This window comes from Cohnella rhizosphaerae, assembly GCF_029525575.1.
Taxonomy (GTDB): Bacteria; Bacillota; Bacilli; order Paenibacillales; family Paenibacillaceae; genus Cohnella; species Cohnella rhizosphaerae.
In genome coordinates, this window is the sequence record NZ_JAPDIA010000008.1 from 789,627 (window position 1) to 801,602 (window position 11,976).

The 11,976-nt window shown below is 58.1% G+C and carries 11 protein-coding genes and 4 pseudogenes; 13 read left to right on the forward strand and 2 right to left on the reverse strand.

The annotated features are described in order from the left end of the window. The first annotated feature begins 230 nt into the window (after nucleotides 1-230). The 5 genes from OMP40_RS27120 (at nucleotide 231) to OMP40_RS27140 (ending at nucleotide 3,639) form a co-directional block, all read left to right on the forward strand. A complete protein-coding gene (locus OMP40_RS27120; RefSeq protein ID WP_277538059.1) occupies nucleotides 231-635 on the forward strand; it encodes a GntR family transcriptional regulator in 405 nt (134 codons plus the stop codon). Continuing rightward, complete coding sequence (locus OMP40_RS27125; protein WP_277535985.1) at nucleotides 632-1,321, forward strand: ABC transporter ATP-binding protein; 690 nt, start codon at nucleotides 632-634, stop codon at nucleotides 1,319-1,321. The genes OMP40_RS27120 and OMP40_RS27125 overlap by 4 nt, the downstream gene beginning before the upstream one ends. Continuing rightward, nucleotides 1,318-2,835 (forward strand): hypothetical protein, encoded by a 1,518-nt coding sequence (locus OMP40_RS27130; RefSeq protein ID WP_277535987.1) that lies wholly within the window; start codon nucleotides 1,318-1,320, stop codon nucleotides 2,833-2,835. The genes OMP40_RS27125 and OMP40_RS27130 overlap by 4 nt, the downstream gene beginning before the upstream one ends. Before the next feature lie 148 nt (nucleotides 2,836-2,983). After that, nucleotides 2,984-3,406: a hypothetical protein gene (locus tag OMP40_RS27135; RefSeq protein ID WP_277535989.1), complete on the forward strand. Its 423-nt coding sequence runs from the start codon at nucleotides 2,984-2,986 to the stop codon at nucleotides 3,404-3,406. Further along, a complete protein-coding gene (locus tag OMP40_RS27140) occupies nucleotides 3,403-3,639 on the forward strand; it encodes a hypothetical protein (RefSeq protein ID WP_277535991.1) in 237 nt (78 codons plus the stop codon). Before OMP40_RS27135 ends, OMP40_RS27140 begins: the two co-directional genes overlap by 4 nt. Before the next feature lie 52 nt (nucleotides 3,640-3,691). On the opposite strand, the gene OMP40_RS27145 is transcribed toward OMP40_RS27140, so the two are convergent. Beyond that, the gene (locus OMP40_RS27145; RefSeq protein WP_277535993.1) at nucleotides 3,692-4,510 is read right to left on the reverse strand and encodes a YheC/YheD family protein; all 819 of its coding nucleotides are present in this window, start codon (nucleotides 4,508-4,510) and stop codon (nucleotides 3,692-3,694) included. 144 nt (nucleotides 4,511-4,654) lie between these two features. Here OMP40_RS27145 and ku point away from each other — a divergent pair. From ku to OMP40_RS27180, 7 genes and pseudogenes are all read left to right on the forward strand, one after another. Then, nucleotides 4,655-5,595 (forward strand): annotated as a pseudogene (gene ku, locus OMP40_RS27150) (non-homologous end joining protein Ku). A 235-nt stretch (nucleotides 5,596-5,830) separates the two neighbouring features. Then, nucleotides 5,831-5,953: pseudogene (locus tag OMP40_RS42340) on the forward strand (DNA ligase); the annotation flags it as partial. A gap of 37 nt (nucleotides 5,954-5,990) precedes the next feature. Beyond that, nucleotides 5,991-6,506 carry a DNA ligase-like domain-containing protein gene (locus OMP40_RS27160; RefSeq protein ID WP_277535997.1) on the forward strand — a complete coding sequence of 172 codons (516 nt, stop codon included), beginning with the start codon at nucleotides 5,991-5,993 and terminating at the stop codon, nucleotides 6,504-6,506. Next, nucleotides 6,503-7,387: a non-homologous end-joining DNA ligase gene (ligD, locus tag OMP40_RS27165; protein ID WP_277535999.1), complete on the forward strand. Its 885-nt coding sequence runs from the start codon at nucleotides 6,503-6,505 to the stop codon at nucleotides 7,385-7,387. The genes OMP40_RS27160 and ligD overlap by 4 nt, the downstream gene beginning before the upstream one ends. 205 nt (nucleotides 7,388-7,592) lie before the next feature. After that, nucleotides 7,593-7,880, forward strand: a pseudogene (locus tag OMP40_RS42345) (sensor histidine kinase); the annotation flags it as partial. A gap of 193 nt (nucleotides 7,881-8,073) precedes the next feature. Then, on the forward strand, nucleotides 8,074-8,883 hold the full coding sequence (locus tag OMP40_RS27175; protein ID WP_277536002.1) for a sensor histidine kinase: 810 nt from the start codon (nucleotides 8,074-8,076) through the stop codon (nucleotides 8,881-8,883). 160 nt (nucleotides 8,884-9,043) lie between these two features. After that, nucleotides 9,044-9,992, forward strand: a pseudogene (locus tag OMP40_RS27180) (aldo/keto reductase family protein). Between the two features lie 371 nt (nucleotides 9,993-10,363). Here OMP40_RS27180 and OMP40_RS27185 read toward each other — a convergent pair. After that, a complete protein-coding gene (locus tag OMP40_RS27185) occupies nucleotides 10,364-10,792 on the reverse strand; it encodes a hypothetical protein (RefSeq protein ID WP_277536003.1) in 429 nt (142 codons plus the stop codon). Nucleotides 10,793-10,996: 204 nt separating this feature from the next. On the opposite strand from OMP40_RS27185, the gene msrA reads away from it, so the two are divergent. Then, nucleotides 10,997-11,962, forward strand: a complete 966-nt coding sequence (gene msrA / locus OMP40_RS27190) for a peptide-methionine (S)-S-oxide reductase MsrA (RefSeq protein WP_277536004.1) — start codon at nucleotides 10,997-10,999, stop codon at nucleotides 11,960-11,962. Nucleotides 11,963-11,976: the final 14 nt, after the last annotated feature.

The window sequence follows — 11,976 nt, forward strand, 5'->3', positions numbered from 1 at the left end:
AGGGCTCCTCAGTCCGTACGCTGCGCGCCATTGCGCAAACAAAGGCAGCGGGCGGCTTTACTTGTGGGAAGCGAGCCTCGCTGTTCACCTTAATTTTTCCTAAAGCTCGCTTATCCCGCATTGACAGCCCAAGTGTATGAAGGGCATAATACACTCATAGTGTATGAACTACTTAGTACACACACTCCACGACAAGGCGAGGCAGAGCGATGGATAATCAAGGCGGCTGGATGGAGACGGCGTTCAATACGCGAGATCCGGTATACCTGCAGGTCGTCCGGCTGTTCAAGGAACGAATCGTCACGGGCCGGCTGGCGGCGGGAGAGGCGATCCCGTCGAGACGGGAGATCGCTTCGCTGCTCAAGATGAACCCGAATACGGCACAGCGAGCTTACAAGGAAATGGAGGAACAAGGCTTGATCGTCACGGAAGGCAATTCGCCAAGCCGAATCACGAGGGACGAGGCCGTGCTGCGCAGCATCCGGTCGGAGCTGTTGGGGGAAGCGGTCCGGACGTTCGTCGGCTCGATCCGCAATATGCAGGTGCCGCTCCAGGAGATCGTGGCATTGGTGAAGGAACAATACGAAGCGGACATCGGGAGCCGGGATCGAAGGCCGGGAGGTGACGGCGCTTGATTCGGATCGAGAACGCGCACAAGCGCTACCGCTGGCGCAAGGTGCTGGACGGCGTCACCTTTTCCGCGGAGAAGGGTCAGATCACTTGCCTCGTCGGCATGAACGGCGCGGGCAAGTCGACGCTGCTGAAGGCGATCATGGGACTGACGCCATTATCCAAAGGCAGCATCCGCATCGACGGCGTCGGCTCGAAACGAGAGCTGTACGAGAAAATTTCGTTTATTCCGGACCATGCGGCAATGCCGGGCGGCTTCAGGCTCGAAGAGGGGCTTCGGTTTATGGCGGACTACTACAAGAGCTGGAACGAATCGCGCGCGCAGGAGCTGATGACGTTTTTTCGGCTGGACCCGCGCGATCGCGTCGGCAATCTGTCCAAAGGGACGGCGGCCAAGTTCGGCTTGGTGCTGGGTCTTGCCGCGGATACGGAGTTCGTGCTGATGGACGAGCCTTTTTCCGGCATCGACGTATTCAGCCGGGAGATGATCGGCGACGTCTTCTCCAGCCGATTGATCGAGGATCGGGGCGTGCTGGTGACGACGCACGAGATCGACGAGGTCGAGCATTTGCTCGATCGGGCCGTGCTGCTGAAGGACGGCAAGGTCGCCCGCGACATCGATTGCGAGCAGGTACGGGACGAACAGGGGAAGTCCGTGCTCGACGTGATGCGGGAGGTGTACCGGGCATGAGCCATTACTTCAAGCTGCTGGCGCTGGAGGTTCGGAGATTCAGATATGTGTTAGTCGGGATGATGTTTTATACGCTTATCGTGGAAGGCTTGGCCGTCGCTTGGGAGATCCGTAACTTCGCCAACCGCTACGGCATAAGAGAGGGAACGCGGGAGCCAGGCGTCTTGCCGAACACAATCTCGTTCGCCGATATCATTGGCAATGCCCAACAGGGCTTCGCGCTTGCGATCTTTATCCCGGTAGCCGCATTGATCGCCTACGTGCTGATCATTTGGTACAGAGACTGGTTCGGACGCCACCCGTTCGCTTACCGTCAACTGATGATACCCGGCGGACGTATCCCGCTTTACTTTGCCAAGCTGACTGCCCTATTTATATTCGTCTTTTCGCTGCTGGCCTGGCAGCTGGCTGCCATGGCGATTTTAAAGCTCGAATATGCGATCATGACGCCCGAACTGTTAAAGCAGCCGAGCCGTTTCACCGACGCTATGTATGCGAGCGAGATTTTTAAGCTGCTGCTGCCGCTGCATTTCAGTCAGTTCCTGATCAATTACGGCTTAGGTCTCCTCGGCGTGCTGATCGTTTTCGCCGGCATTTTACTGGAACGCAGCTACCGGATTCGGGGGGATCGTTATGGCGGCGCTTTACTTGGCGCTCAACATTACGCTGCTGGTTCTTGCTTCAATGACCATCGAACTTCCTTTGTACCCGTCGGAAACGATAGCCATCTGTTTGACGATTTTCGGATTGGAGGTCGCAGGAGCGATATGGCTGAGCTTAAAGCTGATCACCCGCAAAATATCCGCGTAAAGCGAATGGGACGGTTCAGGTACGTATGGGTGGGCGCGCTCGCCTTATTCTCGATCGCTGCGCTTGGCGTTTATTACGGCTATGCGTCCGACGAACGGCTGCCGAGCTTTCATCTGGAGACGGTGAAGGGAGATCCTACGATCGGCGCGGCGATCGTATTGGACGGCAGCTATGTCGGACGAAAGGGCAACCGGCCGATGAAGGTTGACGCCGAAGGAAACCGCTATACAGACGCGAACCGAGTTGGCCGATTGTTCATATTGCCTTTCTCCAAGACCTACAGTGCGTCTACGGAAGCGCTAATAAAGGCGCATCGAGGCTTTATGCGAGGCAAGGAGTACGGGGTGTTGGAACAGACCGACGAACTGCTGTTGTACGTCGAGGTCGTCCCGAAGCAAGGGGTTGCAAAAGTAAAGCTGTCCGTCCTGAACAAAAAAACGGAAAAGTCCACCGACTATGTCTGGGATGCTGGTCCGTGGAAGCCAAGGGAGAATGTCGGACTGGCGGATTTGCAAATCGAGGGGGATCGCGCGCATTTCATGCTAGAACGCTATAATACGACGCAGTCCAATAGGCAGAGCGATCCGCAGCTGTTTCACTATACGTTCGATCTTGCAGCCGGTAAATTGATCGGCTCGCGGGAGATCAAGCTGCCGATTAAGGCGGGCTTTAACGTGTCGGTAAACGGCGATCGGGGGGACTAGCGTCACGTCATTGCATGCCGTCATATTCGCGTCCAGGGATGCAGCGACAGAAAAAGCAGCCGGAGGCGATCGTTCGGCGCCTGCCGCTTCCGAACAACGGCCCGTTATCGAATACGAACCTTTTATTTACGATTATGACGAGGAGCGTTTGCTGCCGCTTCATCTGAAGATTCCGACCAATATGGAGAATACGAATTACTATGTTGACGGCAGTAAGTTATTTTCCGTAACGACATCCGGCGATTCTAGCGGATGGAAAGGTAAAAGCTTCTCTATCGTGGAAACGGACCTCCAAGCGCAATCGCAGACCGCTGCCTATACGCTTCTTGCTTCGGATATGAGCGGCGAAGTGCTTCTTACACCAAGGTTTAAGGACGGCAAGCTTTACTTTGTGGTTCCCGGCGAGCAGGCGAAAGGATCAATCGGTAGGGCTTCAACGAAGGTAGCCGTCGTTGAAGCGAGCAGCGGAAAAACGGTCTACGAAGGGCAGGTCGCCTACGACGGACCGAGCAATAAGGCCACGACTGAGCTGAGCCAGACCGTGCTGCTCAATCTGGAGCTGCGTTCGTGAACCGCCGCATCGATATCCTTCGCAGCCTGGAGCTCGAAGCCTACCGGATGGCGTATTATTTGCTCGAGGCGGAGGAGCCGGCCTGCGAGGCGGCCAAGCGGGCGCTGCTGGCGTTCTACTGCGAGGGAGAGCTTGGCAAAGCGACGCAGGCCGAGCGACGCGCCTTGCTGAAGCGATTCGTGATGCGCGAGGCGGTCTCGGGTTTCGGCCAAGCGACGGCGAGAGCGAACTAGCGTCAGTCGTGCAAGCGTGAAGAAGGACGTGTCCGACAGCGGACACGTCCTATTAACGTTTGCGGCGCGTTCTTTTCGCCACAAGTGTCCTATCCTTCGTTCGCGGGGCGGGGATGCGTCCGAGCAAGCGGGCGTACCGCATCACTTTGCGGTGCGTGGACTTATCCTTCAGATGCCGGAAAAGATACGGATCAGGCGATGTATTCAGCTCGATGATCCACGGTCGAAGCCGGGTATCGAGACCGATGTCGGCGCCGACCATATTGATTCGCGGATAGGCCCTTGCCAGCGCCCTGGCGGAGCGAAGTCCAAGCGCCCTCAGTCTTCCCTCGGCGCGACTCGCGCCGGCAGCGCCAAGTTTTGGCCCAAGCAGTCGGCTTAGCGCGACGGGCGTGCCGCCGGCATGATAATTCGTGACGGCTTTGCCCCGCTGGGCGACTCTTGCGATGACGCCGGTCGGTTCCCAGGCGCCCGCCGGATTTTTTTGAACCATGACGCGAATATCGAAGCGCCTGCCGTTCGTCTTGAGCAGATGGACGCCGCGCTGCGCGAGATAGGGTCGGCGCCGCTGCGTCCGCGAGATATGACCGTACAGCTTGTCGACGGACGCAAAGCGCTTGATGTCGAGCCCGGCATGGCAGCTGTACGGCAGCCGATGGCCCGGGGACCGTTCGATTCGCATCACGCCGCGGCCGAACGTGCCGGAGACCGGCTTCACGTAGATCATGCCGTACCGGTCAAGCATTTTTGCAAGCGACTTCCGATTCATCCTCCGCGTGTCGGGAACGTGCGCCGCGACGGACGGGTCCCTCGCCACCGCGACCGTCTTCGCCCATTTGTTCGCGATGTGCATGCCTTTCCGGTTGATCAAATCGTTTTCCCTCCGTTCGCCATACCATATGTTCGCCCGCCGTCTTCCGACACGGACAGGAGTTGGAAGATTCACCGTCCGCCGGCTCCGGTTAATGAATGATACAGGTTCGATGACGGCAATAATGCGAAGGGGGAAGACGCCATGCAAACGATATGGAAAGGCGCGGTCAGCTTCGGGCTGGTCAACGTGCCGGTCAAAATGTTTACGGCCACGCAAGACAACGATCTGCCGATGCGCATGCTGCACAAAAAAGCTTAACGTGCCGATTCAATACCACAGAACGTGTCCGAAATGCGAGGAAGAGGTAAAATGGAGCGATATCGTCAAAGGCTACGAATACGAGCCGGGCCATTTCGTGACCTTCGACAAGGACGAGCTCGAGGACATTGCCTCGGAGACTACGCGTGAGATTCGCATTGTCGACTTCGTCGATCTGGAAGAGATCGATCCGATCTATTACCAGAAGACGTACTATCTCGCGCCGGAAAGCAACGGCACGCACGCCTATAATCTGCTCGTGCAGGCGCTGAGCGACACCCGCAAGATCGGCATCGCCAACGTCAGCATCCGCTCGCGCAGCAGCCTGGCGGCGATCCGCATCATAGATGGCGTCCTCTCGATGTCGACGATGTTCTACGCGGAGGAGATTCGCAGCAAAAAAAGAAATTCCGAACCTGCCGGAGGAGACGAAGGCGGACGAACGGGAGCTGCAAATGGCCCGCATGCTGATCGAGCAGCTAAGCGCGCCCTTCGAGCCGGAGAAGTACGAGGACGTCTACAAGGAACGGCTGATGGACGCGATCGAGGACAAGGTCAAGGGCAAGGAAGTCAAGTTTGCGCCGGAGGAGAAGAAGACGAACGTCATCGATCTGATGGAAGCGCTGAAGGCGAGCTTGAAGCAGGCCGGACCGGACAAGGGGCAATCAGGCGAAGCTTCCGCAGACGACGAAGAGAAAAAAGAATCGAAAAAGCCGGCGCGCAAACGAAGCGCCTCCAAAGCCGAAAAGGACGAGCCTAAAGCGAAAAAGGGAAAATCGGAGGCGACGGCCTCCAAGGCAAGGACGAAAAAAACAGGGAGTTGACCGATGGAGCCATTCATCCCGATGTCTCCCGTCGCGGAGGAACGCATCCCGACGGGAAGCGGCTGGATACATCAGCTGAAATGGGACGGCTATCGCCTCATTGCCCAGATGGCGGGCGATCGCGTCCGGCTGTACTCCAAACGCATGTTGCTGCAAAACGATTCCTACCCCGAGCTGACGGCGGCGTTCGCCGGCCATCCGGGGGGACTACATACTCGACGGCGAAGCGGTCATCCTGGATCCGCGCACCGCAAAGCCCAGTTTCCAGCTCATGCAGCAGCGGGGCAAGCTGATCGGCGACAGGCTGATCGAAGCTTCGGCCCGGCGTCACCCCGTTCAATACATTTTGTTCGACCTGCTGGCGGCGAACGGCGAGGACCTGCGGCAGCTTCCCTATGCCGAGCGAAGGGAGCGGCTGCCTGCGCCTGACGCAGGGTTGGCAGTCGCCTTTTTACGTCGCGGACGAGTTCGAGGACGGCGAAGCGCTGTGGCGTTGGGTCGAAACGAACGGCTGGGAAGGCGTCGTGAGCAAAAAGAAGGTGTCGTCCTATAAGGAAGGCAAGGCGCATCATGACTGGATCAAGCGAAAAACCGTTCACCATATGGACGTCGACATCGTCGGCATTATTTGGAAGGATGGACGCGTATCGAGCCTCGTCATGCGAAAAGGCGATCGCTACATGGGCCGCGTGTCGTCCGGCTTGAACGAGAGAGCGAAGGCGGCGCTTCGCGGGCTGCCTGCAGGCCGAACGCGCGCGGACTATTGGGACGCTTTGCCCGAAGGGCTGCGCGGCGCCGACGTTCGATGGCTCGACACGCCGCTAGCCGGAAGAGTGAGCGGCAGAGAGGTTACGGATGCGGGCTTGCTGCGCCATCCCAAATTGATCGATCTGGAGGGGATTCCGTTATGAGCGCGGCGGAGCGCTATTCGATCGAAGTGGAAGGCTTCCAGATCGAAGTGACGAACCCGGACAAGCTTATGTGGCCCGAAGCCGGCATTCACAAAGCGATGTATTTGCAGAAGCTCGTCGCGCTGTCGCCTTACTTGCTCCCCTATTGCAAAAACCGCTATATGACCGCGATCCGTTACCCCGACGGCGCCGGAGGAAAAGCTTTTTACCAGAAAAACGCCCCGCATCCGCTGCCGGAATTCGTACGGACGGCCGTCAAAGACCAGGTACGCTACATCGTTGCCGATTCGCTGCCCACGCTGCTGTGGATGGGCAATCTCGCCGCGCTCGAATTTCATCCTTCGTTCGAATTCGTTGGCGGCGAGGAGCCGGCCGAATGGGTGCTCGACATCGATCCGAGCGAATCGCTCCGCGATCGGCTCATGGAGGCGGTGTCGCTCATCGGCGAGGCGCTTGATGGTATGGGCATCGACTCCGTGCCCAAGACGAGCGGCGCCACCGGCGTGCAGATCGTCATTCCCGTGCGGAGGGGCTACAGCTTTGACGAGCTGCGCAAGGCTGGCGCATTCGTAGGCCGATATTTGTCGGAAAAGTATCCGGAGCTGTTCACGATCGAGCGGCTTATCAAAAACCGGAAGGACCGGATTTACGTGGATTACGTACAACATGCGGCCGGCAAAAGTCTGTCCGCACCCTACACGCCGCGCGGACGTCCGGAAGCGACCGTATCGACGCCTTTAACTTGGGAGGAAGTGAGAAAAAACGTCGACCCCCGCGAATTTACCCTGCATACGATCGAAGCGAGGCTGGCGGCGAAAGGCGACTTGATCGCGAAAACGCCGCAGCAGTCGCTGGAAGCGATATTGCGGTTTCTAAAATAAGCGCCAGCCGTGCGGTCCGCCTCATTTTATGGCTGTACGCTCCCGATTCTTATGATGTAAACTAGAAGAATCGGGAGGTGTGACATGGACAACGGAGCTGCCTTTTTTACGAGCATCACCATCCTGATCACGTTTACTTTTTTTATTTAACCTCATTTACAAATACGTTTTTCAGCATACGTCCGAAGCCGTCAAGCAGATCGCGATGGTCGTCGGCTTTATCGCGCTGGGTTGGATCGCCATGAAATTCGGCGTTCGCTACAACGGATCGGCGATTTTCGATCTGCGCAACGTGCCGATCATTTTCGCCACGCTCGTTTTCCGCGATCCCAGGCCGATCCTTGCCATCGGCTTCGGCATCGCCTTGGCGCGGTTCGGCGTGAACGGGATGTCCGCGTCCGCCTTTACCGCTTTTTGCAACATATCGACGCTGGGCGTCGCCGGCGCCGCGATTGTCAGCCTGTTTCGGCGCAGGCCGAAGTGGGGGTACCTGCGCAAGGCGACGATATCGCTATTGACAATAAACGCGCTGCAGGTGGCGGGCATTCTTGCGTACGGCGCGCTCGATCGCGTAGCTTACGCGACGCATATGATGCCGTATACATTGCCTGTTACGGTTCTGCTCGGCACCTTTTTCCTTTTTTATCATTCGCGACTTCTTCCTGGACCAACAACGCGCCGTCCAGTTGAAGTTGACGAACGAAGCGCTGGAAAAACGGACGCGCGAGCTGTTGGAGTCTCAGAAAATGCTGGAGGAAAAGGCCGAGCTGATCCTTCAGGCTTCCAAGTACAAGTCGGAGTTCATGGCCAATATGTCTCACGAGCTGAAGACCCCGCTCAACAGCATTATTTTGCTGTCGCAGATGATCGGCGAATCCGACGACGCCCTTGTCGAAGACAATCGCCGGTACGCGAACATCATCCATGCGTCCGGCGAACAGCTGCTCCACATGATCAACGATATTTTGGATCTGTCCAAGGTGGAAGCCGGAAAAATGGATATCGTGTTGGACATCTTGTCCCTAAGCGACACGGTGGAGCTGCTGCATCGCCAGATGAAGCCGCTCGCCGAAGTGAAAAATCTGGAGCTTCGTCTTCAGGTGAACGAAGACGTACCGCAGACGCTGCTGTCCGACGGGCTGCGGTTGGGCCAGATCTTGCGCAATCTGCTCGTTAATGCCATTAAATTCACGGATAGCGGCTTTGTCGCTTTGATCGTCACGGCTGAACGTCAGGCAAACGGAGAAGGCATCGGCCATGTCGTTTTCACGGTGAAGGATACGGGCGTCGGCATCGAGCAGAGCAAGCAGGAACTCATTTTCGAAGCGTTCAGGCAGGAGGACGGGTCTATCAATCGCAGGTTTGGCGGGACTGGGCTCGGGCTGTCGATCAGCCTGCAGCTGGCGACGCTGCTCGGCGGGACGCTGTCTCTGCAAAGCAAAAAGGGGGAAGGGGAGCGCATTCTCGCTGCGCCTGCCGGTCTCGCCCGCGTATGAGACGCCCTTGCCGGAGAAACAGACGGCGGCATCGGCCTTATAAGAGCAGGGGTATCCCGCTCTTCTCCTTTTCGCGCGTCCGCCGGCGTTTGAATAGCGACAGATAGACGTGATACACTTATAAACGCGTGTTCATACCGGGCGAAAGAGGTGTTTGATTATGAAGTACAGAAAGTTGGGCCCTACGGGCTTAAAAGTCAGCGAGATCAGCTTCGGCAGCTGGATGACCTATGGCCACACCGTCGGACAGGATACGGGCGCCAAGCTCGTCGACCGCGCATTCGAGCTCGGCATCAACTTCATCGATACGGCAAACGTATACGAACGGGGCGAGGCGGAGCGCATGCTTGGCGAGGTGCTGCCCCGTTACCCGCGCGAATCGTACGTGCTGGCGACGAAGGCTTACTGGCCGATGGGCGAAGGTCCGAACGACCGCGGCTTGTCCCGCAAGCACGTCTATGAGCAGTTGAACGCCAGCCTCAAGCGACTGAAGCAGGATTACGTAGACATATTCTACTGCCACCGCTACGATCCGGATACGCGTCTGGAAGAGACGCTGCGGACGATCGAGGATTTCGTAAGGCAGGGCAAGGTGCTATACGTCGGCGTCAGCGAATGGACGGGCGCGCAGATTCAAGAAGCGCTTCAGGTCGCGGACAAATACTTGCTGGACCGAATCGTCGTCAATCAACCCCAGTACAATATGTTTTACCGCAATATCGAGCGCGACGTCCTGCCGGTCAGCGAGAAGAACGGGCTGTCCCAGGTCGTGTTTTCGCCGCTTGCGCAAGGTGCGCTCACGGGCAAGTACAGGCTGGGTCAGCAGCTGCCGGCCGACAGCCGAGCGGCGGACCCGAAGACGAACATGTGGATCAAAGGCTTCCTGACCGATGCGCATCTGCAAAAGGTAGAGCGTCTCGACGCCGTCGCCAAGGAATTGGACCTGTCGCTGTCGACGCTCGCGATCGCCTGGATTCTGAGGCACGAGAGCGTGGCAAGCGCGCTCGTGGGGGGCCACGAAGACGTCCCAGCTCGAAGAAAACGTCAAAGCGTCCGGCGTCTCGCTCTCGCAGGAGACGATCGACCGCATCGAGGAGATCCTGGCTTGAAGCTTTCCTGAACCGGAACCTGCGCGAGCGCTGCGCCGGACTGATTCAATCCGTTCGCGTACGTCCAAAAGATTAGAAGACGCAACGACTGGAGGGATGGCTATGCCATGGGACAAGGACGATTACCCCGACTCGCTCAAAAACTTCATGGCGCCCGTTCGCAACAAGGCGATCGATATCGCCAACGAGCTGTTGAAGGACGGCTACTCCGAGCAGCGGGCGATCTCGATCGCCACGGCCAAGGCCAAGGAGTGGGGCGAGGACCACGACAAGCAGATTCGCAAAAAAAGGGCACTGAAAACAAGGGAGCGATCGTCCGCGCGGGACGGTTCGCTCCCTTGTTTTCGTTCGATAGCGGGGCAGGGGCCGTCTTACATCTTCAATCCGCCCATGAGCGGCATGATCGTCTTGATCATGTCCATGCCCATCTTCATAAGCGGCAGCGCCTTCTGCATGAAGCCCATGAGGTCGTCGATGCCCCCGAGTCCACCCAAGCCGAGGCCCTGGCCGACGCCGCCGGCACCCGCGACGCCTGAGCCGGCCGCCGCGACCGGAACTTCCGCAGCGGCAGGAGCCGCCGCCGCTCCAAGCGCGCTGATTTTCGCTTTTTGCCAGGAACGCTTCGCCGCCTGCGGATTCCATTTTTCCTTTCCGCGCACGCCGGATAGCGTTAGCTCTCCGCGTTTGATTTCTCCGATCAGCCCTACGTAATAGGTCCCATCCTTCATCAAAACGCATACGGGCTGTCCGCAGTATCCTGGCAGCTGCTTGCGCGACCGCGCTTTCGGCCGAACCGCCATAGCCGATCACCTCCTTTATTCGACGGGCCGAATCGTATAGGATAACGATATACGGCTTCGAACCGACGCCGTTTGAACGCATCGCCTGGCCGGTGACTGCGACCACGCTCCAGGTTTGTTACTATTTTATGCGGATGAAACGGGATAGCTTGTGCATCTAACCATGTCGGCCGCGGGCATCGGAAGAAGAAGGGGGAATGGCGAATGACAGCGGATACCGCAGGGCCGATGGCGCTCGCAACATTCGCGGGCGGCTGCTTTTGGTGCATGGTCAAGCCGTTCGATGAGCTGCCGGGCATTATCAGCGTCACTTCCGGGTACACCGGCGGCCATACGGATCGCCCGACGTACGAGTCGGTCGGCACGGAGACGACGGGGCACGCGGAAGCGGTGCAGATCGCCTTTTTACCGCAAATATTTCCTTACGAACGTCTGCTCGACATTTACTGGCAGCAGATCGATCCAACGGATTCCGGCGGCCAATTCAACGACCGGGGCAGCTCTTACCGCACGGCGATCTTCTACCACGACGAGCGGCAGCGAGAGCTGGCGCTGGCTTCCAAGCAGGCGCTCGCCGCAAGCGGAAGGTTCAAGTCGCGGATCGTCACAGAGATCGTCCCCGCCGGACCTTTTTTTCCGGCAGAGGACGAGCATCAGCATTATTACAAGACGCATGTAAGGCATTACAAACTGTATGCCGAAGGATCGGGACGCGAGGACTACCTCAGGCGCGCTTGGCGGACGAAGCGGGACGAGACGAGCCTTCGGCGAAGGCTCACGCCGCTTCAATACGAGGTTACTCAGAAAGGCGCGACGGAGCCTGCATTCGACAACGCCTATTGGAATGTATTTGAACCCGGCATCTATGTAGACATCGTGACGGGCGATCCGCTGTTCGGCTCCGAAGACAAGTTCGACTCTGGAACGGGCTGGCCCAGCTTTACGAAGCCTTTGCACGAAGGCCTGGTGCGGAGGGAGGCGGATTATCGGGGAGGCGCCGTGCGCACGGCGCTCGCGAGCAGGCTGGGCGGCACGCGACTCGGCTATTTGCGATACGACGGCCCGGGCCCTGACAAGCTCCACTACCTCGTCAATTCGGCGGCGCTCCGATTCGTGCCCGCCGAAGGAGAACCGCAAGAGGCGAACTTGAAAAGCGATCAGTTTAAATAAAACGAACAAATGTT